This is a genomic window from Staphylococcus sp. ACRSN, assembly GCF_022346615.1.
Classification (GTDB): Bacteria; Bacillota; Bacilli; order Staphylococcales; family Staphylococcaceae; genus Staphylococcus.
The window spans coordinates 63,361-85,059 of sequence record NZ_JAKRNS010000004.1 but is presented as its reverse complement, the minus strand read 5'-3'; the positions used below and the strand labels follow the sequence as shown (position 1 = coordinate 85,059).

Annotated in this window: 21 protein-coding genes; 20 read left to right on the top strand and 1 reads right to left on the bottom strand. The window is 31.4% G+C overall.

Annotation, left to right across the window (positions count from 1 at the left end):
- Positions 1-8 precede the first annotated feature (8 nt).
- The 7 genes from pyrF (at position 9) to MHZ36_RS05265 (ending at position 5,282) form a co-directional block, all read left to right on the top strand.
- Positions 9-701, top strand: coding sequence for an orotidine-5'-phosphate decarboxylase (gene pyrF, locus MHZ36_RS05295; RefSeq protein WP_239230082.1), 693 nt, complete (start codon positions 9-11; stop codon positions 699-701).
- Positions 702-703: 2 nt separating this feature from the next.
- A complete protein-coding gene (gene pyrE / locus MHZ36_RS05290) occupies positions 704-1,315 on the top strand; it encodes an orotate phosphoribosyltransferase (RefSeq protein ID WP_239230080.1) in 612 nt (203 codons plus the stop codon).
- A gap of 26 nt (positions 1,316-1,341) precedes the next feature.
- A complete protein-coding gene (locus MHZ36_RS05285) occupies positions 1,342-1,524 on the top strand; it encodes a hypothetical protein (protein ID WP_239230079.1) in 183 nt (60 codons plus the stop codon).
- A gap of 544 nt (positions 1,525-2,068) precedes the next feature.
- On the top strand, positions 2,069-2,557 hold the full coding sequence (locus tag MHZ36_RS05280) for a DUF805 domain-containing protein (RefSeq protein WP_239230078.1): 489 nt from the start codon (positions 2,069-2,071) through the stop codon (positions 2,555-2,557).
- Between the two features lie 114 nt (positions 2,558-2,671).
- Positions 2,672-3,130, top strand: a complete 459-nt coding sequence (locus MHZ36_RS05275; RefSeq protein ID WP_239230077.1) for an ASCH domain-containing protein — start codon at positions 2,672-2,674, stop codon at positions 3,128-3,130.
- A gap of 805 nt (positions 3,131-3,935) precedes the next feature.
- Positions 3,936-4,790, top strand: coding sequence for a YitT family protein (locus MHZ36_RS05270; RefSeq protein ID WP_239230076.1), 855 nt, complete (start codon positions 3,936-3,938; stop codon positions 4,788-4,790).
- A gap of 90 nt (positions 4,791-4,880) precedes the next feature.
- The gene (locus MHZ36_RS05265) at positions 4,881-5,282 is read left to right on the top strand and encodes a VOC family protein (protein ID WP_239230075.1); all 402 of its coding nucleotides are present in this window, start codon (positions 4,881-4,883) and stop codon (positions 5,280-5,282) included.
- A gap of 184 nt (positions 5,283-5,466) precedes the next feature.
- On the opposite strand, the gene MHZ36_RS05260 is transcribed toward MHZ36_RS05265, so the two are convergent.
- Positions 5,467-7,164: an Rqc2 family fibronectin-binding protein gene (locus MHZ36_RS05260; protein WP_239230074.1), complete on the bottom strand. Its 1,698-nt coding sequence runs from the start codon at positions 7,162-7,164 to the stop codon at positions 5,467-5,469.
- A gap of 159 nt (positions 7,165-7,323) precedes the next feature.
- Between MHZ36_RS05260 and gmk the strand changes: the two genes are divergently transcribed.
- The 13 genes from gmk to pknB all read left to right on the top strand — a co-directional run bounded on the left by gmk (position 7,324) and on the right by pknB (position 21,466).
- Entirely contained in the window at positions 7,324-7,947 is a 624-nt protein-coding gene (gene gmk, locus MHZ36_RS05255) for a guanylate kinase (protein ID WP_239230073.1), read from the top strand.
- Positions 7,947-8,150 carry a DNA-directed RNA polymerase subunit omega gene (gene rpoZ, locus MHZ36_RS05250; RefSeq protein WP_239230071.1) on the top strand — a complete coding sequence of 68 codons (204 nt, stop codon included), beginning with the start codon at positions 7,947-7,949 and terminating at the stop codon, positions 8,148-8,150. The genes gmk and rpoZ overlap by 1 nt, the downstream gene beginning before the upstream one ends.
- Positions 8,151-8,393: 243 nt before the next feature.
- A complete protein-coding gene (coaBC, locus tag MHZ36_RS05245; protein ID WP_239230070.1) occupies positions 8,394-9,596 on the top strand; it encodes a bifunctional phosphopantothenoylcysteine decarboxylase/phosphopantothenate--cysteine ligase CoaBC in 1,203 nt (400 codons plus the stop codon).
- Between the two features lies 1 nt (position 9,597).
- Positions 9,598-12,012 carry a primosomal protein N' gene (gene priA, locus MHZ36_RS05240; protein ID WP_239230068.1) on the top strand — a complete coding sequence of 805 codons (2,415 nt, stop codon included), beginning with the start codon at positions 9,598-9,600 and terminating at the stop codon, positions 12,010-12,012.
- A gap of 199 nt (positions 12,013-12,211) precedes the next feature.
- Positions 12,212-13,009, top strand: coding sequence for an HAD family hydrolase (locus MHZ36_RS05235; RefSeq protein WP_239230066.1), 798 nt, complete (start codon positions 12,212-12,214; stop codon positions 13,007-13,009).
- 537 nt (positions 13,010-13,546) lie between these two features.
- Positions 13,547-13,741 (top strand): helix-turn-helix domain-containing protein, encoded by a 195-nt coding sequence (locus MHZ36_RS05230; protein ID WP_239230065.1) that lies wholly within the window; start codon positions 13,547-13,549, stop codon positions 13,739-13,741.
- 197 nt (positions 13,742-13,938) lie between these two features.
- Positions 13,939-14,628, top strand: a complete 690-nt coding sequence (locus tag MHZ36_RS05225) for a GNAT family N-acetyltransferase (protein WP_239230064.1) — start codon at positions 13,939-13,941, stop codon at positions 14,626-14,628.
- A 226-nt stretch (positions 14,629-14,854) separates the two neighbouring features.
- Positions 14,855-15,343, top strand: coding sequence for a peptide deformylase (locus MHZ36_RS05220; protein ID WP_239230063.1), 489 nt, complete (start codon positions 14,855-14,857; stop codon positions 15,341-15,343).
- Complete coding sequence (gene fmt / locus MHZ36_RS05215) at positions 15,336-16,268, top strand: methionyl-tRNA formyltransferase (protein ID WP_239230062.1); 933 nt, start codon at positions 15,336-15,338, stop codon at positions 16,266-16,268. Before MHZ36_RS05220 ends, fmt begins: the two co-directional genes overlap by 8 nt.
- Positions 16,265-17,578 carry a 16S rRNA (cytosine(967)-C(5))-methyltransferase RsmB gene (rsmB, locus tag MHZ36_RS05210; protein WP_239230061.1) on the top strand — a complete coding sequence of 438 codons (1,314 nt, stop codon included), beginning with the start codon at positions 16,265-16,267 and terminating at the stop codon, positions 17,576-17,578. Before fmt ends, rsmB begins: the two co-directional genes overlap by 4 nt.
- Positions 17,579-17,581: 3 nt before the next feature.
- The gene (gene rlmN, locus MHZ36_RS05205; protein ID WP_239230060.1) at positions 17,582-18,676 is read left to right on the top strand and encodes a dual-specificity RNA methyltransferase RlmN; all 1,095 of its coding nucleotides are present in this window, start codon (positions 17,582-17,584) and stop codon (positions 18,674-18,676) included.
- A 4-nt stretch (positions 18,677-18,680) separates the two neighbouring features.
- Positions 18,681-19,424 carry a Stp1/IreP family PP2C-type Ser/Thr phosphatase gene (locus MHZ36_RS05200; RefSeq protein ID WP_239230059.1) on the top strand — a complete coding sequence of 248 codons (744 nt, stop codon included), beginning with the start codon at positions 18,681-18,683 and terminating at the stop codon, positions 19,422-19,424.
- Positions 19,421-21,466 carry a Stk1 family PASTA domain-containing Ser/Thr kinase gene (gene pknB / locus MHZ36_RS05195; RefSeq protein ID WP_239230058.1) on the top strand — a complete coding sequence of 682 codons (2,046 nt, stop codon included), beginning with the start codon at positions 19,421-19,423 and terminating at the stop codon, positions 21,464-21,466. Before MHZ36_RS05200 ends, pknB begins: the two co-directional genes overlap by 4 nt.
- The last annotated feature ends 233 nt before the right edge of the window (positions 21,467-21,699 follow it).

Below are 21,699 nucleotides of genomic sequence, written 5' to 3'. Positions count from 1 at the left end.
AACAAATTATGAATCAATTACCGATAATTGCTTTGGATTTTGAGTCTGAGGATATGGTGAATCAATTTTTAGATCAATTTAATGAACCACTGTTTGTAAAAATAGGTATGGAGTTATTTTATCAAACTGGACCGCAATTAATTAAATCAATAAAAGCGCGCGGTCATGCTATATTTTTGGATTTGAAATTACATGACATACCTAATACTGTTGGTAAGGCAATGGAAGGCTTGAGTAAATTAGATGTTGATTTAGTGAATGTTCATGCAGCAGGCGGGTCAGAAATGATGAAACGTGCAGTAGAAGGTATTAGAAAGTACAATAAAGATATTAAGATTATTGCAGTTACACAATTGACTTCTACTACAGAAACAATGTTACAAGAAGAACAAAATATTCAAAGTTCAATAGAAGATGCGGTACTGAATTATGCAACATTAGCAAAAAATTCAGGTTTAGATGGTGTTGTTTGTTCTCCATTAGAGTCTTCATTGATAGCAACAAATTTAGGTGAATCATTCTTAAAAGTAACTCCAGGAATTAGACCAATTAATGCAAATACGGATGATCAGAAAAGAATCACTACACCTCAAGAAGCAAAAGCATTAGGCTCTACACATATAGTGGTTGGGCGTCCTATAACAAAGAGTGAAAATCCAGTCGAAAGTTATCATAAAATTAAAGAAAGTTGGTTAGGTTAATTATGGCAAAAAGTATAGCGCAATCTTTATTAGAAATCGAAGCAGTTACATTATCACCAAATGATCCTTTTACATGGAGTTCAGGTATTAAATCACCAATATATTGTGATAACAGAGTAACACTAGGTTATCCATCTGTACGTAGAGAAATTAGAGATGGTTTAGTTGAATTAATCCAAACACAATTTGGAGATGTTGAAGTTATTTCGGGTACAGCTACAGCTGGTATTCCACATGCTGCTTATATATCTGAAACACTTAACCTACCAATGAATTATGTCCGCTCTAAAAGTAAAAGTCATGGTAAACAAAATCAAATCGAAGGTGCGCAAAGTCATGGTAAAAAAGTAGTTGTCGTTGAAGACTTAATTTCTACTGGTGGTTCTTCTATTACTGCAGTTGATGCATTAAAAGAAGCAGGTGCTGAAGTTATAGGAGTTGTTGCCATTTTTACTTATGGTTTGAAAAAAGCGGATGAGCAATTTAAAACAGCTGAAATACCATTTTATACGCTAAGTGATTATAATGAACTAATCGAAGTGGCAAATGAAAAAGGTGAAATTTCTGAATCTGAGATAGAGACATTAGTTGAATGGAGAGATAACTTGTCATAATATAGAAGTTAGAAAGAGGGGATGTTATGACAAAGAACCCGAATGCAGCTTATAATCAATTTGCGCATTTAAACAAATTTTTAAAAAAAGATGAAGACTATAGAGACCAGCAAAACAATTACGAAGAAAATGATTTGCTTTCTAAATCTACAGATAAGAATATTTATAAAAAGTGTAAGACGAGCATTAAAGAAAAGGGGATGCTTTAATAACTTGTATATAGAAATAAGCTTTTAATTTATTTTTACTTTAAGTGATAATAGTTCTGTAGCAAAGTTAATTGATTCAATAAATAAGTTAAGATAACAGTAAAATGGTTAGATAATAATAAAATATGAGAAAAATTTGGGAAAGTTGTCCCAGATTTTTATAGAAAGTGAACTTTAAAATGCAATCAACCATGTGTATACAGTAAATATTGAAACAAAAGCTATAACCTTTATCAACCAAGGGTTATAGCTTTTTTGTTGTCATTCGAATTATGGAAGTGTATATGGTTATATTTTTGAGAGTAATAATTTATAGAAATTGCTTTAGCTTTAAGCGTTAATCTCAGTGGAAGTAGATAAAATTATAACTTTAAATATCGTGGATAGACAAGAAATTACAAATAGGTAGTATCAATACAGCTATAGTATTAAGTATATTAATTATAATAACAAAATTTAGATTGTAAAATTATATATTTTTCTATTTACTTATTCTAAAAATATATCTATTATTTAAATTATACTTTATATTTTAGGAGGGTATATGAATAAATCATCAAATCTTATTATCAGCTATTTTAATTTTTGGAAACGTGGTTTAGATATTAATGGGAGGTCAACTCGTTCTGAATTTTGGCACCCTTTTTGGATTAATTTTTTAATTACTTCTCTTTTAGGCATATTTTCTGTAGGTACTTTAGGTAGTATATTTGCGCTTATCACACTTATACCATATTTTACAGTCATGACTAGGCGCCTACATGATTCGAATCGTTCGATGCTTTTTGCGATATTATACTATATTGGTGGGTTTATTACTAAGGCAGCAGCAATTCTTTTTGTATTAGCCGTTATATTTGCCACTATTAGTTTTGAAGAATTTGGACTATTAGGATCAACATTTATTGCAGGTGTTTTTGGTGTAGTTATTGCAGGATTGGTTTCATTATACATATTATATTTATTAATAAAACCTGGTAACGTAAAAGTTAATAGATATGGTTCTGGCGGTAGTTGTAAGAATAGTTATTAGTAGAAGAATAATATTTCAATTTCTAATGAATTATCAAATGCAATTATTAAGATGGAGAAAACATAGAAACGAAAGGTCAAAACAAGAAATGATTTTTATGAGAAGAGGTTAATTATGGATCATATAAAAAATTATTGGGAAAGTTATTGTGATAAGCATAATTTATCAAGTAACCCACCTGAAGCATGGATGTTTGGAGACGGGTCAGAAACAATGGGAAATGAACTAGCAGAATTGGTTGCCCAAGGTGTGAAGAGAGCAACTTGTTCGGCTAAATGTATACATGATATCGAAGAGGAAGATTTACCTGTTGAAGGGCAGTATGCTATTGTTCTCAATGGACAAAGTGAACCCGTATGTATAATACAGTATACAACAATTAATATTATTCCCATGAATGAAGTCACTGAAGCATTTGCAGCTTTAGAAGGCGAAGGAGACTTAAGTTATAGATATTGGCTTGATGAACATGAGCAATTCTTTCGTAAGGAATTAAGTTCATTTAACTTAGACTTTTCATTTGATATAGATTTAGTTTGTCAGGAATTTAAAGTAGTAGATATAAAACGTTGATTTTATGCTTAAACAGATTTTCAGAAAGAAACGATGTATCATTATTGTTCATCGAATAACACTGACTAAAGAATAAACGTTATATTTATTGAGGATAATATTGTCTTTTGGTAGTCATTTTGTACGCGATGACGCGCTCGGGGGAGAAATGTGAGTGGGCTACTACAGGCTCAAACCATATACCCAAGGTAAGAATGCACGTTTAAAATAGTAAGATTTTTAATATAAAAGAGAGCAAATCTAATATGGATTTGCTCTCTTATTTTGTGAATTATGATTTATATCCATTCACTTCGATGATTAATGAAATTAATATTTGTAAAAAATCTAACCATTTTATCTTTAGTTTAACAATAGAGTTATTCTGTGCTTCAAAATGGATTATTAGATAAGTGCATCTTAGCGATTAAGTATTCAAATAGAACAACTAAGGACTTGAAATTTAAAATAGAAATATTTAACGGATCATAATTTTAATGATGAGGTAACCTATTAATAGTACCAACGCTGCAATGAGTAATGGAATAATATAAAATGTCATTTAACCTACCTCCAACTGTATTTATGTTTATTTTAACTATAATTGATATAAAGTCAAAAAATTAATTAAAAAGTTAAATCAGTATAAACTAGTATAGTGATATCGTTTGTGATACATTTAGTCTAAATAAACAACAATTATACAATTACAATTCTAAGACATCTCATATGCAAGGGGTGTCTTTATTTTTACCTTAAAATCTAATGTATGATGAGTTGAATTCAAGTGTGTTATGTAATTGTATTTTATTAAAGGGGGATTAACATGAAATTTTTAAGTCAATTATTACGAGATCATACTAAAAATATAATTGTGTGCCTAATTGGTTCATTTATTAGTGCGATAGCAGTTAATTGTTTTATTTTAGGGTCTAATTTAGGGGATGGCGGTACGGTGGGAATTTCGTTAGCATTAAAATATAGCTTTGGTTTTTCTCCGGCAGTTTCTTCATTAATTATTAATACTATCGTAATCCTAGTAGGGTGGAAATTTTTAAGTCTAAGAACAGCAGTATATACATTAATATCAAATACTGCAATATCAATTTTTCTGGATTTAACAGAGAATTGGAATACTGGTGTACATAATTTTGTGGTTAACGCTACATTTGGTGGTGTACTTGTTGGTGTAGGCATCGGATTAGTTATTGCATCTGGAGGAGTTATAGGCGGTACTTCAGTAGTTGCCAAAATGTTAAATAAGTATTTTGATATAAAAACATCACAAGGTATATTTATTTTAGATGGATTGGTAGTTTTATCATTTTTATTTGTATTACCATTAACAAACGTATTATTTACGATTATTATGTTATTTGTAACAGAACGAGCGACTTCCTTTATTATTGAAGGATTTAATCCTAAAAAGGCAGTCACTGTGATATCGGCCAAAAATGAAAATATTAGTGATAGAATTAATCAATTTACTGGAAGAGGTTCAACATTATTGAATGGTAAAGGTGGTTATGGTAAAAATGAAACAAGTATGCTATATGTTGTAGTACCACAATCTCAGGTGACAAGAGTCAAAAAGCTTGTTAATGAAGAAGATGAAAATGCATTTTTAGTTATACATGATGTAAGAGATGTATTAGGTAATGGTTTTATGAATTTATCTTAAAACAAGTATTCAAAAACACAGTGAAACTACAATCTATACCTAAATATACAGTTACTTTTATTTTAAAAGCTATGAGGAGGCATTAAAATTATGGCAATACCAAAAATAACAACTTTTCTAATGTTCAATGGGCAAGCAGAAAAAGCAATTGACTTATATATTAATTTATTTGAAGATGCTGAAATATTATCACTTGTTAAGTACACGGAAAGTGATAATGCACCGACAGGTAAAGTTCAACATGCAATATTTAGATTAAAGGATCAGATTTTTATGGCAATAGATAATGTTAATGGTGTGGATGTAGATATGAATCCAGCAATGTCACTTTATGTTACTGTTGATAGTGCTATAGAAATGGAGCGTTTGTTTAATGGTTTGAAAAGTGGTGGAGCAATACTTATGCCTAAAACAACTATGCCACCATTTAGAGAGTTTGCCTGGGTACAAGATCAATTTGGAGTGAATTTCCAATTGGCGCTACCGGAATAAAACTGTGAATTTAAATTGTTATGCAACTTAAAAAATGTCGTAAAAATGATGAAGCTTTCGATACCTAAAATAATAAGCCCGTAAATGATTTTCTTGTATCATTTACGGGCTTATATATTACTTAAAAGGCACTCATACCTTTTTATGTTTTGGTCTTTGTCACAACTTAGCTATCATCAGTAATTTAATTTACTTTCATACTTTGAATATGATCGTAATCGGGCGTAACGTATAATGTTTTTTGATTATCATATGTGACGAAACCAGGCTTACTTCCAGATGGTTTATGCACGTTCTTTATTTCTGTATAATCTACAGGAATCTGTCCAGAATTACCAGCTTTAGAGAAATAACCAGATAACATAGCCGCTTCTTTAATCGTTTCTTCAGAAGGTTTGTCATTGAGAATAACGACATGTGAACCAGGAATGTCTTTAGTGTGGAACCATATATGATTTTTAGTCGCTTTTTTATTTGTTAAATAATCATTTTGTTTATTATTTTTACCAACAAGAATTGTATCTCCGTCAGATGAGATATATGTCTGTAGTTCAATTGTTTGTTTCTTTTTCTTTTTATTTTGCTTGCGTTGTTTCATAAATCCTTGTTCAGCAAGTTCATCACGAATATCATCTATTTCATTTACTGTAATATGACTTAATTGTTGGTCGATACTTTCGAAATAGGAAATATTTTCTTTTGTGAGTTCAATTTGATGCTTAAGTTCATGTGCTCTAGTTTTAAGTTTATTATACTGCTTATAGTAATATTGAGCGTTAACTGCAGGTGCCTTTGTAGGGTTTAACGGTATTGTTACCTCTTCACCTGTATAATAGTTTAATGCAGTAACCGTATCGTCTCCTTGTTTAATTCTATAGATGTTAGCAGTAATCAATTCACCATACAACTGTTGTTGCTCTTTTTCTTTGGTACCTTCTTGTTCCTCATAAAGTTTATTAAGCTTATTATGATATTTATTCAATTGCTGCTGGACAAATTTCACCAAATCGTTCGCACGTTGTTTTACGCGCTCTCTTTCGCCTCGTGCATCATAATAACGATCGAGTAAATCATGTATCGTTTCATATTCACTTACATCATCATAAAATTGATTTAATTTCATAAAGTAAAAATCTTCTTTTCCAGTTTCATGATTTTTATGAAAAACTGGTGTCGCAGGCAATTTAGTCTCAGCAATTACTTCATCAAATGCATCTGGTAAAGTTTCGGCAGTCATAAATTGACGACGATCAACAATTTCATTAGTTATTAAAGGGCTAAATCCTTCAAAGTGGTTCAATAATTGTCTAGCAATTTTACCACTATTAAAGTCAATATATTTTAAAACATCTTTACCTTGTAATTCGTAAGGATTGATCTTGTCTTGAGTAGGAGGTGTTTCATATTTAAACCCGGGCATAACTGTTCGAAATTGATTTGTATTTGGAGTTAAATGTTTAAATCCTTCAATAATTTTATGTGTTTCATCAACTAATATTAAATTACTATGTTTACCCATAATTTCTAAAATAATAGTTCTATTAATTGTATCACCGATTTCATCTTTACTTTCGACATCAATTTCCACACGTCTATCATTACCAATTTGTCTAACCGCTTTAATAAAACCACCTTCTAAATGTTTACGAAATACGCGTGCAAACATAGGTGGATCAAAAGGATTATCATATTTTTTATGTGTAAGGTGCATACGTGTAAAACTTGGATGTATAGAAAGTAGAAGTTGATGATTCTTTCTATTTTGGCGAACGACAATGATAATTGTGTCGTTTTCTGGTTGGTTAATTTTGTGTATTCTACCATCTACAAGAAATTGTAAAGATTCTACCATTTTTCTTGTAAATAAACCATCATATGCCATTGCTATCAACCACCTTAATTTTAATCATTCAATATATTGTAACATGGCACAAAGATTTGGTCATGGTCGAAGTTTGTATTAATGTATGCTATACAACGGATTGGTTTATGTGGTATTATGTGTTAATAATAGAAGTATAGCTTAGAGAGGTCGTAAGTCATGGACAATGAGAAAGGTTTATTGATAGTACTATCTGGACCTTCTGGTGTAGGTAAAGGTACAGTTAGAAAGAAAATATTTGATGATCCATCCACATCTTATAAATATTCTATTTCAATGACAACGCGAAATATGCGTGAAGGAGAAGTTGATGGTGTTGATTACTTCTTCAAATCAAAGTCGGAGTTTGAAACCTTGATTAAAGAAGATCAATTTATAGAATATGCTGAATATGTAGGTAATTATTATGGAACGCCTGTACAATACGTTAAAGATACAATGGACGAGGGACATGATGTGTTTTTAGAAATTGAAGTAGAAGGCGCAAAGCAAGTCCGTAAAAAATTCCCAGATGCGTTATTTATTTTTCTTGCTCCACCGAGTTTAGATCATTTACGTGAACGATTAGTAGGACGTGGCACGGAATCAGATGAGAAAATTCAAAGTCGTGTTAAAGAAGCACGTAAAGAAGTAGAAATGATGAATTTATACGATTATGTTGTTGTTAATGATGAGGTTGAATTGGCGAAGCAACGCATTCAATCAATTGTTGATGCTGAACATCTAAAACGAGAACGCATTGAAGCAAAATATAGAAAAATGATATTGGAGGCAAAAAAATAATGTTACACCCACCTTTAAACCAATTAACTGCAAAAATTAATTCTAAATATTTAATTGCAACTACAGCTGCAAAACGTGCCCGTGAAATTGATGAGCATCCAGAGTCAGCATTATTAAATAAATATAGTGCTGAGAAACCAGTTGGTAAAGCATTGGAAGAAATCGCTAAAGGCGATATATTCCCAGATGGTACATTTAAATAATACTTTCTAAGTAACTCATGAATTGAATATAATTTATACAACTAATTAAAATTTAGTGTATGTATAAGAATGAAAAGTACACCAAGTGACATCAAGGTGTGCTTTTTTTATTTAAGCTATAAATTGTGTATAATATGTGGTAATGAAATGAGAATGAAATCTAACTAAAAATATAATGCTTATTCAATTACTGATTTTGAATAAAGGATAAGTAATTTTTAAACAATTTGGAGGAACATTGCAATGAAACGAATATTACTTGCTGTTACAGGTGGCATAGCAGCATATAAAGCAATTGACTTAACGAGTAAATTAACTCAAGCAAATTATGATGTAAGAGTGATGTTAACTGATCATGCGCAAGAGTTTGTTACACCTCTAGCTTTTCAAGCAATAGGGAGAAATCCGGTTTATACAAGCACATTTATAGAACAAAATCCTAAAGAAATTCAACATGTTGCACTTGGTGATTGGGCAGATGCAATTGTAATAGCCCCGGCAACAGCTAACACAATTGCTAAATTAGCACACGGCATAGCAGATGACATGGTGACTTCTACGTTACTTGCTACAGAAACACCGAAATTTGTTGCTCCTGCTATGAATGTACACATGTATGAGAATAACAGGACACAGTATAATATGTCTGTTTTACGTTCAGATGGTTATCAGTTTTTAGAACCCGGAGAAGGTTTTTTGGCATGTGGTTATGTTGCAAAAGGTCGAATGGAAGAACCTTTACAAATTGTCGAACGCTTAAATATGTTTTTTAATAATAATAATTCGCTAGAAATCGATAGTAGTTTCAAAGGCAAACATGCATTGGTTACAGCCGGTCCTACAGTTGAAGAATTAGATCCAGTAAGATATTTATCAAATCGATCATCTGGAAAGATTGGTTATGCTTTAGCAGAATCATTATCAAAGCGAGGAGCTAATGTCACATTAGTATCTGGTCCAACACATTTAACGGCACCGGAAAATGTCACACTTAAATCAGTACAAAGTGCTGAAGAAATGTTTGAAGCGGTTAAATCTATTTATGATACGCAAGATATCGTCTTTAAGGCTGCTGCCGTATCAGATTATACGCCTGCAGAGCCATTAGAACATAAGTTAAAAAAACAAGATGGCACATTATCTGTTTCTTTTAAACGTACGACAGATATCTTAAAATATTTAGGAGATAATAAATCACATCAATTCTTAGTAGGGTTTGCTGCTGAAACACAAAATATTGAAGCATATGCTCAAAAGAAATTACAACATAAAAATGCAGATGTTATAATCGCAAATAATGTTGGAGACCGAACAATTGGATTTAGTTCAGATGATAATGACTATACAATGTATTTTAAAGACGGTGAAAGTTTGAGCTTAGGAAAAGAGAAAAAAGTAGTGCTTGCTGAGCATATTTTAGAAAGTTTAGAGACAAGGTGGCAATAACATGATAGCAAAAGTAATCGTTGATATTCCTTCTAAAAGTGTAGATTTCACATTTGATTATTTAGTGCCTTCTAGAATGCAATCAATGATTCAAATTGGTATGCGTGTTGTAGTACCATTTGGCCCTAGAACAATTCAAGGTTATATCATGGCAATTACTGATCAACCTGATAGTGAAATCAATGTATCAAAGTTAAAAGAAATTAAAGAAATTCAAGATATTAAACCCGAATTAACACAAGAATTAATTGAATTGACGGATTGGTTTAATAATTATTTTGTGACTAAACGTATCTCTATGTTAGAAGTGATGTTACCAAGTGCTATAAAAGCAAAATATACAAAGTACTTTACCATTCAAAATGATAAATTGGATGTGCTACCAAAAGAAATAGCACATCGATTTAATAAAGAGGGACAGTATTTATATAAAGCGGCACAGTCAAATGGAGATTTGGATGCATTATTACCATTTTTAAAAAAGGGTGTCATCAATGAATATACGGAACTGTCACAAAGTTTAAAAAAGAAAAAACAAAGGGCAGTGCGTATTGTAGAAGGCATAGATATAGATATGGTGCTAAATACATTAGAAAAATCAAAAAAGCAATATGAATTATATGCCTATTTAGCAGATGAACGCCAACATACAATACTATTAAAAGATTTAGAGTCAATGGCTTTTTCAAAATCTAGTATCGATACACTTGTACGTAAAGGATATGTCGAAAAATATGATGCGATTGTAGAACGTGATCCATTTGAAACAAATGTATTTGAGCAAGATCAAAAACAACAACTCACAGATGATCAACAAAGTGCATATAATGCCATATCAGAAATAATAGAAAGTAGACAACAGAGGACCTTCTTGTTACATGGCGTTACTGGTTCAGGGAAGACAGAGGTTTATTTACAAACCATAGAAAAGGTGCTTAATTCAGGAAAACAGGCAATGATGCTTGTACCTGAAATTGCCTTAACGCCACAGATGGTGTTACGTTTTAAACGAAGATTTGGGGATGAAGTTGCTGTTTTACATTCGGGCTTGTCGAAAGGTGAACGTTATGATGAATGGCAAAAGATTCGAGACGGGAAGGCTAGTGTTAGTGTAGGTGCTAGGTCAAGTGTATTTGCGCCTTTTAAATCATTAGGAATGATTATTATTGATGAAGAGCATGAATCTTCATATAAACAAGAAGATTATCCAAGATATCATGCAAGAGATATTGCAGAATGGCGTAGTCAGTACCATCAATGTCCGCTTGTTCTAGGAAGTGCAACACCGAGTTTAGAAAGCTTTGCTCGAGCAGAAAAAGGTGTGTATCAATTGCTTTCTTTACCACATAGAGTAAACAAACAAGCAATGCCAGATATACATATCGTTGATATGAGAGAAGAATTAAGTGCAGGTAATCGATCTATGTTCTCAAATGAATTGAAGGAAGCAATTCAATTACGTCTTGATAGAAAGGAACAGATTGTCTTGTTTTTAAATAGAAGAGGCTATGCTTCTTTTATGTTGTGTAGAGACTGTGGTCACGTACCACAATGTCCGAACTGCGATATTTCATTAACATATCACAAATCAAGTGATCAATTAAAGTGTCATTATTGTGGTCATCAAGCACCTGCGCCCAATATATGCCCAAGTTGTGAAAGTGAACATATCAGGCAAGTAGGTACGGGAACACAACGTGTTGAAGAATTACTACAAGATACTTTTAATGAAGCACGTATTATTAGAATGGATGTCGACACCACTGCGCGAAAAGGGGCACATGAGAAATTATTAACAGAATTCGAGTCTGGTAAAGGTGATATTTTGTTAGGAACGCAGATGATCGCTAAAGGATTAGATTATCCTAATATCACATTAGTAGGCGTTTTGAATGCTGATACAATGTTAAACTTGCCAGATTTTAGGGCAAGTGAACGTACTTATCAGTTATTAACACAAGTTTCAGGACGTGCTGGTAGGCATGAAAAAGAAGGACAGGTTATCATTCAAACATATAATCCAGATCATTATGCAATTAAAGATGTACAGGCCAATGATTATCATGCATTTTTTGAAAAGGAAATGAATTATAGGAAGTTAGGAAAATATCCACCGTACTTTTTCCTTATAAATTTTACAATTTCACATAAAGATATGAAAAAAGTAATGGAAGCATCGAAGCATATTCATCAGATCTTATTACAGCATCTATCCGATAAAGCATTTGTCTTAGGGCCATCTCCAGCTGCATTATCAAGAATTAACGATGAGTACCGATTTCAAATTTTAGTAAAATATAAAAGTGAAGCAGCATTACATGAGGCATTAAAATATTTAGATGATTACTATCATGATCAATATATAAAAGAGAAACTGGCATTAAAGATTGACATTAATCCTAATATGATGATGTAATTTAGCGTTATAAATGCTTTGTTATCAGTAGTTGTAAGGGATTTGGGAGTTAACGAAAATATAAAAAGGGCAGAAAAAGGGCAAAATTCATCTTGTAAATCGAGTTGGTTTCTTGATGGAAATTTGCCTTTTTTATTGCTAATATTTTAATTATACCGGTATAATTAAATTGTATATATTTAATTTAAGAGGTGATTTTATGAATGTTAAGCTTGTTGTAACAGATATGGATGGTACTTTTTTAAATGATGGAGGTACATTTGATAAATCGTCATTTAACTTATTAAAAGATGAAATGTTATCAAAGGGAATTGAATTCGTTTTTTGTACTGGGAAACAATGTGAAAGAGTTGAAGCTTTGGTAGGTGATTTGGCGAAAGATTTATATATCATAGGTGATAGTGCAACTAAGATTAAACACAATAATGAAATACTTTATAAAGCAACTGTATCAAATACGTTAGGTCAAAAGATTATTAAAAATATCACTCGAATAGATTTAAATCAAACGATTATTGCATGTACGGAAAAAAGTGCATATGTTTTAAGGAATCTAGATGAAGATGAATTGAAAATTGTATATGGATCATATCATCATGTAACTTTGATCGATTCTTTTGATGAAATTAGTGAAGATTTTTTAAAAATTACTGTTCATGATCCTGATCAAAACTGTAAGGAGACTGCAAAACAATTAGTTGAAATGTATGAAAACGTTTATATTGTTGCATCAGAAGAAAGTTGGATTGATATAACAAAGAAAAATGTGAATAAAGGTACAACAATTAATTATATACAAAAAGAACTTGGTATCTCAGTTGATGAAACGATTGCATTTGGTGATGGTTTAAATGATATTGATTTATTTAGTGCTGCAAAATTTAAAGTAGCAATGGATAATGCATACCCAGAATTAAAACAAAAAGCAAATTTAATAGCCAAAAATAATAATGAGAATGGTGTTGTTCGAACTTTACAGTTATTACTTAATAGCTAAGAACTATAAAAATTCAGTTATAAAAAATACTGTTCAAATTAAAAATTTTGTGTAAGTTAGAGAGTTAGGCACGTTTTTAATTCAAACAATCTTTTATATAAGACACTTCGTATTTAAATTATGTAATAATAATTTGATTATATGGTAGCGTCTTATTTTTTTATGTAATATATATTATAAATAATTAAGCTTGTATAATATTGGAAGTGTGAATCATAAATTTTTCAAAAAATACATATAATATGATTTATTAATCATTCGGATGTGATTTAGCCTTGCTATTTATAGCATGGCGTTTTAAAATATATAAAACCGAGTAAATTTATAAGGATTGTTACGTATTTATTTAAAATTTATAAAAAAAATATCAAATTTTAGTTTGCGTTTATTGGAATTTACAGTTATATTAAATATTAACGAGAACAATATAAAATGCATTCATATTTTTTAAGGTGATTTTTAGATATTAAATGAAATTAACAACATATATATGTTAACTGGTTGTCAATAAAATAATATGTGTTAGGGGTTGTGCTTATGAGTTTACTTAGTAATAGAAAGGCGATTGGTCTAAGTATAGAGGAACTTTCTAATCGTTTAGCATCGCTATATAATACGAAACTAAGTCCAGAAGTGATTAAAGATATTGAAACAAAGCAATATAAATTATGTAATGAAGAAATACAAGTTTTAGCTGAGTTCTTTAATACTACGACCGAGGATTTGTTATAACACAAAAATAATTGCCTATTTTTTTAATTCGCTTTAAAGTTGTAAATATAAGAAAGTAGGAAAATCATTTTAGTGTTTAGGTAAAGGATACTTATAGTTCACTATTGAGTTTTCATTTGTAAAAAAATGAACCATAATTTGTCAGCTAATCCTAATATATGACTTGAACCTAAATATAAAAGGGTAAGGTGCATGCGATGAAATATAATGAGTTTAATCAACCTGTTGGTGAAAGTCTTTGTGACTTTAATATGCCAGAGTTTCCAAACATACAAAATTTGACAGGCCAATATAGTAAATTAGAAAAATTGGAAACAAAGCATATCGATGATTTGTTTAATCATTTTTCTATGCCAGAAGACTTGCCAAATTGGACATATCTACCTGATGAACAACCACAAAATTATAAACAATTTCAAGCTTACATAGAGCAAAAAATGGCGTCACAAGATCCATACTTTTTTGCTGTTGTAGATAAGCAAAATAATGAAGCGATTGGTATTTTATCATTATTAAGAATTAATCCGAAGAATGCTTCTATTGAAGTAGGCCACATTCACTTTTCAAATAAGTTAAAACGTAGCAGGATAGCAACTGAAGTGCATTTTTTATTAGCAGAGTATGTATTTGAAACTTTAGGCTATCGTAGATATGAATGGAAATGCGATTCGTTAAATCAGCCATCGATTAAAGCGGCGCAACGATTAGGTTTTAAATATGAAGGGACATTTAGAAACCATGTGATATACAAAAATAGAAATCGAAATACTGTATGGTTATCGATGTTAAGTGAAGATTGGCCAACTTTAAAAATGATTTTTGAAGATTGGTTAGTTAAAACTAATTTTGATTCAGAGGGAAATCAATTGAAACGCCTTTCTGTTTAAGTAGAACATAATTGAAATTGAACAAATAAATAATTCGATTTAACGCTCGTCAGATATTAATCTGTCGAGCGTTTATCATTTGAATTACCGAGCAATATATGTTCTTTTTTGTTTTAATTTTAAAATTTAGATAGGTAAAATTTTAAAGTGTTTAGAATATGCGTAATGCATTTTTAGTTAAAATAAGTTATAATGGTTTGATGAATTTTTATAAGGAGCCGATTTGATGACAGTTAAACAACTTGTTAGTAATCAACACCCCATTTTAAAGAGTAAGATAGCGCCAGTCACTTTATTTGATACGCATTTAGAAACGTTGTTATTAGATTTAGAGGATACCATGTATGATTTGGAAGCTTCTGCTATTTGTGCACCTCAAGTTGGAATAGAGCAACAAGTAGCGATTATTGATATGGAGATGGATGGATTACTACAGTTGATTAATCCTGTATTGATTAGTGAATCAAACGAAAAGGTGACGGAATTAGAAGGCTCTGTTAGTTTGCCAAATATATTTGGTGAAGTGACTAGAAGTAAAATGATCGTGATTAAAGGCAATGATAAGCATGGTAATGAAGTTGAAATGACCGCATATGATGATATTGCAAGAATGATTCTTCATATGATTGATCATTTTGAAGGTAAATTATTTACTGAAAAAGCTAATAAGATACTATCAGAAGATGAAATGGAGGCGTTTTTCGATAATGAGTAATATCATATTTATGGGTACACCTGAATTTTCAACAAAGGTTTTAGAAATGTTAATTGCTGAACATAATGTAATTGCAGTCGTGACACAACCAGATCGTCCGGTTGGTAGAAAGCGTAAATTAACGCCACCACCTGTAAAGGAAGTAGCGTTACAACATGATATACAAGTGTATCAACCTGAAAAATTATCAGGCTCAGAAGAATTGCAGACTTTGATTAATTTGAATGCTGATCTCATTGTAACAGCAGCATTTGGACAAATACTGCCAGAGTCATTATTAGAATCACCTAAACTTGGCGCAATTAATGTACATGCTTCACTTTTACCTAAATATAGAGGAGGCGCACCTATACACCAAGCAATTATAGATGGGGAGCCAACTACTGGTATAACGATTATGTATATGGTTAAAAAATTAGATGCGGGTAATATTATTTCACAAAGTGAAATTGAAATTGAAGAGCAAGACGATGTGGGGACAATGCATGATAAGTTGAGTTTCATAGGTGCAGAGTTACTTAAAAATACTTTGCCTTCAATCATAAATGGTACAAATGAAAGTATCCCGCAAGATAATGAAAAAGCTACATTTGCTTCAAATATTAGTAGAGAAGATGAAAAAATAGATTGGACGGCATCCGCCAGAACAATATTTAATCAAATTCGTGGGTTATCACCATGGCCTGTTGCTTATACTAAATTTGATGATGGTAATTTAAAAATTTATGCAGCTAACATTGAACGAGGTAAAACAGGAGAACCAGGTATGATCATAGAAACAACTAAAAAAGCAATAATAGTAGCTACAGGGTCAGAAGATGCGATTGCTTTAACTGATATTCAAGTATCAGGGAAAAAACGTATGCTAGCTGCTAACTATTTAAGTGGTGTTCAAACATCATTAGTCGGGAAGGTATTAACATGACATCTGAAATAAATGTAAGAAGTTTAGCATTTGAAACACTGCAAGATATTTTAAACGATAAAGCATACAGTAATATTGTGATTAACGAAGTACTATCTGAATTTGAATTATCTAGAGCAGATAAAGGATTATTAACTGAACTTGTATACGGCACAATTAAGCGAAAATATACGTTAGATTATATATTAAAACCATTTGTACAAACAAAACTTAAAGGATGGGTTCGACAATTATTGTGGTTAAGCATTTATCAATATGTATATTTAGATAAAGTGCCAGCACATGCTATTATCAATGAAGCAGTAGAGATTGCCAAACATAAAGGTGGTCCACATAATGGCAATGTCGTAAATGGTATATTAAGAAATATCATGCGAAGTGAATTGCCTGACTTTACCGAAATTACTGATGATAAAAAACGTATTGCGTTACAATACAGTTTGCCAAAATGGTTAGTAGACCACTGGACTACACATTTCGGTTTAGAGAAAACTGAAACTATTGCTGCATCTTTTTTAACAAAAGTAACGTTAACAGTACGTGTAAACTTAACTCGAATTACAATTGATGATGCAATCAAACGTTTAGTAGATGATGGTTACATCGTAGAACAAGATAGAGAAATTGATACTTGTTTACATGTAAGTGGAAAACCGATAATTGAATCACGTATGTTTAAAGACGGACTTGTTTCAATACAGGATAAAAGTTCAATGTTTGTAGCAGATATCATGGATTTAAACGAGGGTGACACGGTTTTAGATGCATGTAGTGCACCAGGTGGTAAAGCATGTCATATTGCTGAAACATTAAATCAAACAGGTCATGTAGAAGCCACAGATATTCATGACCATAAAATCGATTTAATTGATTTTAATATAAGAAAATTACGTTTATCTAACATTTCCGCATATCAACACGATGCTACAGAAAAATATGATAAAGTATATGATAAGATTTTAGTAGATGCACCATGTAGTGGTTTAGGTGTGTTAAGACATAAGCCAGAAATTAAATACGAACAATCGCAAAATTCAATTAAATCATTAGTAGAAATACAATTAGAAATACTCAATAATGTAAAAAATAACTTGAAACCTGGTGGCACACTCGTATATTCAACGTGTACGATAGAACAATTGGAAAATGAAAATGTAATATATACATTTTTAAAAGAAAATAAAGATTTTGAATTTGATGCATTTGAGCACCCAATCACTGGAGAAAAAGTGAAAACCATGCAAATTTTACCGCAAGACTTTAACTCAGATGGCTTTTTCATAACTAGGATTAAAAGAAAGGATAATTAATATATGATTACTGCAGAAAAGAAGAAAAAGAATAAATTTCTTCCCAATTTTGAAAAGCAATCGATTTATTCATTAAGATATGATGAAATGGGAGATTGGTTACAAGACCACGGACAACAAAAGTTTAGAGCGAAACAAATTTTTGAATGGTTATATGAAAAACGCGTGAACAGTATTGATGAAATGACCAACTTATCAAAAGAATTAAGAGAAATTTTAAAAGATAATTTTGCTATGACGACTTTAACTACTGTTGTAAAACAAGAAAGTAAAGATGGTACGATTAAATTTCTATTTGAATTGCAAGATGGTTATACAATTGAAACTGTATTGATGCGACATGAATATGGAAATTCGGTTTGTGTGACTACACAAGTTGGTTGTCGAATTGGTTGTACATTTTGTGCTTCTACATTAGGTGGCTTAAAACGAAATCTAGAAGCTGGAGAAATTGTTTCTCAAGTACTTACAGTTCAAAAAGCATTAGATGAAACAGAAGAGCGTGTATCTCAAATTGTAATTATGGGTATCGGTGAACCATTTGAAAATTATGATGAAATGATGGATTTCCTTAAAATAGTTAATAACGACAATGGTTTGAATATTGGAGCACGACATATCACTGTCTCTACATCAGGGATTATTCCTCGTATTTATGATTTTGCTGATGAAGATATACAAATTAACTTTGCAGTTAGTTTGCATGGTGCAAAGGATGAAATTCGTTCGCAACTTATGCCAATTAATAGAGCGTATAATGTTGAAAAACTTATGGAAGCAATTAACTATTATCAAGAAAAAACAAATAGACGTATTACATTTGAATATGGTCTGTTTGGAGGCGTAAATGATCAGGTAGAACATGCTAGAGAATTGGCGCATTTAATTCAAAAATTAAATTGTCATGTAAACTTAATTCCTGTTAACCATGTTCCAGAAAGAAATTACGTTAAAACACCTAAGGAAGATATATTTAAATTCGAAAAAGAATTAAAACGTTTAGGTATAAATGCAACAATTCGCCGTGAACAAGGTGCAGACATTGATGCTGCTTGTGGGCAACTTAGAGCAAAGGAACGAAAAGTAGAAACGAGGTAGTGACATGCTAAAAGCACAATTTTTTACTGACATGGGAAGATATCGTGATAAAAATGAAGATGCAGGTGGCGTTTTTTATAACCAGACAGACCAACAATTATTAGTATTGTGTGATGGCATGGGCGGACATTTAGCCGGAGAAATTGCCAGTCAATTTGTTAGAGATGAATTAAAACGCCGCTTTGAATCTGAAAACCTAATAGAAGAGGAACAAGCTGAATCATGGTTGAGCACGACATTAAAAGCTATCAATCGTGATTTGTATCGACAATCAGTAGAAAACCCTGCTTATAAAGGCATGGGAACTACATGTGTTTGCGCATTAGTATTTGATCACTATATTGTTGTGGCAAATGTAGGTGACTCTAGGGCTTATTTAGTAAACAGTCGAGAAATTGAGCAAATTACAAATGACCATTCTTTCGTTAACCATCTAGTGTTGATGGGACAAATAACGCAAGAAGAAGCATTTCATCACCCACAACGCAATATTATTACCAAAGTTATGGGAACTGATAAATTGGTAACACCAGATGTCTTTGTTAAAAAAACTAAATTCTATGATTATCTATTATTAAATTCAGATGGATTAACAGATTTTACATTTGATCAAGCAATTCAAGAAGAATTATTAAAAGATAGTACTTTAGAGCAACATGGACAGAATTTAATTAACTTAGCTTTATCTAATGATTCTAATGATAATGTTAGTGTTGTTTTGGCTGAGATTGAAGGAGATAAAGTATGATAGGCAACTTAATAAATGAGCGCTACAAAGTGATTAAAAAGCTTGGTGGTGGAGGGATGAGTACTGTCTATCTAGCTACAGATTCAATACTCGACCGTAATGTTGCAATTAAAGCGATTAGAATTCCACCTGGGGAAAAGGAAACAACAATCAAGCGTTTTGAACGTGAGGTACACAATTTAAGTCAGTTATCGCATAACAATATTGTTAATGTATTTGATGTGACGGAAAATGATGATAATTTCTTCTTAGTAATGGAATATATTAAAGGTCCAACATTGGCAGAATACATTCAACAAAATAAACCACTTGATTTAAAAACAGTTGTTTCGTTTACTAAGCAGATTATTGATGGAATAAAACATGCGCATGATACACAAATTGTACATCGTGATATTAAACCACAAAATATTCTAGTAGATGAAAATTTAACATTAAAAATCTTGGATTTTGGTATCGCGAAAGCATTGAGTGAGACAACAATGACTCAGACAAATCATGTATTAGGAACTGTTCAGTACCTTTCACCTGAACAAGCACGTGGTGAAATGACAGACAATGGTACAGATATCTATTCCATCGGTGTTGTACTTTACGAAATGTTAGTTGGCAAACCGCCATTTTCTGGAGAAACTGCAGTAGGTATTGCGATTAAGCATATCCAAGAACCGATGCCTAACGCTACTGAAAAACGTTCAGAGATACCACAAGCGCTAAGTAATGTTGTATTAAAAGCAACAGAAAAAGATAAAGCTGATCGCTATCAATCTGTTCAAGAAATGGAAAGAGATTTAGATACGGCTTTATCTACAGAGAGACAATCAGAAAGTACATATCAATCTGATGAAACCAACACCAAAACAATAGCGATTGATAAATCTGAATTAGCGAATCGTACCAAAGAAGATCAAGATAAAAATTTTAAACAAACGATGCAAATACCAATTGTGAATCAACAAGAATTTCAATCTAGCGAAGAACCAATGTATGCCGGAGCAGGTAAAAAGCGTTCTAAACGTAAAAAAGTGATATATACAGCAATATTAGTGTTATTGTTATTCGGTTTATTTGGTTTTATGGCAATGGGCATGTTTGGAAATAAATATTTAGAAGCACCAGATTTATCAGGTAAAACTGAAAAAGAAGCAGAAAAAATTCTAAAAGATAATAAATTAGAAGTAGGGAATATTTCACGTACATACAGTGATCAATATCCTGAGAACAAAATAGTCAAAACAAACCCAGATAAAGGCGAGCGTTTAGAACAAAATAGTAAAGTAGATTTGGTTCTTTCAAAAGGACCTAAGACAGTTGAAATGCCAAGATTATATGGTATTTCTAAAGATGAAGCGCTAAACCAGCTGAAAAAACTGGGGATAAATGATGTTAAAATTGATAAAAGCTATACTAAAAATAATATCGCAAAAGGCTTAATTGAAAATCAAAATGTTAATCCTGGAGAAAAAGTAAAAGTAAACGACAGTGGCATCAAATTAACTGAATCATTAGGTGTAAAACAAGTCTATGTCGACAATTACGAAAAAAAATCATTTAAGACAGCAAAATCAGAGCTTGAAAATAAAGGGTTTAAAGTTGTGTTAAATGAAGAACAAGAAAATGAAAAGATTAAAAAAGGTAATGTCATAAGTCAATCGCCTAAAGATGAAGAAGTAAACGAAGGTTCTACAATTGCATTTACAGTTTCATCAGGGGCGCCAAAAACAGATGATAAAGATAAGTCAGATGACAAAGACAAGTCAGACGATAAAGACAAGACAGAAGACAAAGATGATGAAGCCACTAAAGACTACACTGAAACGTATCAAATACCATATACAGGTAAAGATGATAAGGAACAGGAAGTTAAAATTTATATAAGAGATAAGGATAATCCGGGGACATCTGCAGCCCAAACTTTTAAAATAAAAGATAACAAAACAGTTAAGATACCGATGACTATTGAAAAAGACAAAACTGCAGGTTTTACAATTCGTGTCGATAATAAAATAGTAGCAGATAAAGATATTCCATATGATTTTTAAGTAAAAAGTAAATATTAATTTTTAAAACACCTAGATAGGTTTGATGATAATATTGAACATTTCTAGGTGTTTTTTTGTTAAGTATAAGCTATAGTGTGGTTTGTTTATATTTCGGAATGTATATAAATCTTGTAACACTTAGATTTTAGTATGTGTATTGAATCAAATTATAAATTTTCTATAAATATGCTTAATTCATATTTAAAATGAAAGTGCTTTGATATAATATATAA

Coding starts and splice junctions, on each gene's coding strand:
- pyrF (WP_239230082.1), top strand. CDS start 9: ATGAATCAATTACCGATAATTGCTTTGGATTTTGAGTCTGAGGATATG.
- pyrE (WP_239230080.1), top strand. CDS start 704: ATGGCAAAAAGTATAGCGCAATCTTTATTAGAAATCGAAGCAGTTACA.
- MHZ36_RS05285 (WP_239230079.1), top strand. CDS start 1,342: ATGACAAAGAACCCGAATGCAGCTTATAATCAATTTGCGCATTTAAAC.
- MHZ36_RS05280 (WP_239230078.1), top strand. CDS start 2,069: ATGAATAAATCATCAAATCTTATTATCAGCTATTTTAATTTTTGGAAA.
- MHZ36_RS05275 (WP_239230077.1), top strand. CDS start 2,672: ATGGATCATATAAAAAATTATTGGGAAAGTTATTGTGATAAGCATAAT.
- MHZ36_RS05270 (WP_239230076.1), top strand. CDS start 3,936: ATGAAATTTTTAAGTCAATTATTACGAGATCATACTAAAAATATAATT.
- MHZ36_RS05265 (WP_239230075.1), top strand. CDS start 4,881: ATGGCAATACCAAAAATAACAACTTTTCTAATGTTCAATGGGCAAGCA.
- MHZ36_RS05260 (WP_239230074.1), bottom strand. CDS start 7,164: ATGGCATATGATGGTTTATTTACAAGAAAAATGGTAGAATCTTTACAA.
- gmk (WP_239230073.1), top strand. CDS start 7,324: ATGGACAATGAGAAAGGTTTATTGATAGTACTATCTGGACCTTCTGGT.
- rpoZ (WP_239230071.1), top strand. CDS start 7,947: ATGTTACACCCACCTTTAAACCAATTAACTGCAAAAATTAATTCTAAA.
- coaBC (WP_239230070.1), top strand. CDS start 8,394: ATGAAACGAATATTACTTGCTGTTACAGGTGGCATAGCAGCATATAAA.
- priA (WP_239230068.1), top strand. CDS start 9,598: ATGATAGCAAAAGTAATCGTTGATATTCCTTCTAAAAGTGTAGATTTC.
- MHZ36_RS05235 (WP_239230066.1), top strand. CDS start 12,212: ATGAATGTTAAGCTTGTTGTAACAGATATGGATGGTACTTTTTTAAAT.
- MHZ36_RS05230 (WP_239230065.1), top strand. CDS start 13,547: ATGAGTTTACTTAGTAATAGAAAGGCGATTGGTCTAAGTATAGAGGAA.
- MHZ36_RS05225 (WP_239230064.1), top strand. CDS start 13,939: ATGAAATATAATGAGTTTAATCAACCTGTTGGTGAAAGTCTTTGTGAC.
- MHZ36_RS05220 (WP_239230063.1), top strand. CDS start 14,855: ATGACAGTTAAACAACTTGTTAGTAATCAACACCCCATTTTAAAGAGT.
- fmt (WP_239230062.1), top strand. CDS start 15,336: ATGAGTAATATCATATTTATGGGTACACCTGAATTTTCAACAAAGGTT.
- rsmB (WP_239230061.1), top strand. CDS start 16,265: ATGACATCTGAAATAAATGTAAGAAGTTTAGCATTTGAAACACTGCAA.
- rlmN (WP_239230060.1), top strand. CDS start 17,582: ATGATTACTGCAGAAAAGAAGAAAAAGAATAAATTTCTTCCCAATTTT.
- MHZ36_RS05200 (WP_239230059.1), top strand. CDS start 18,681: ATGCTAAAAGCACAATTTTTTACTGACATGGGAAGATATCGTGATAAA.
- pknB (WP_239230058.1), top strand. CDS start 19,421: ATGATAGGCAACTTAATAAATGAGCGCTACAAAGTGATTAAAAAGCTT.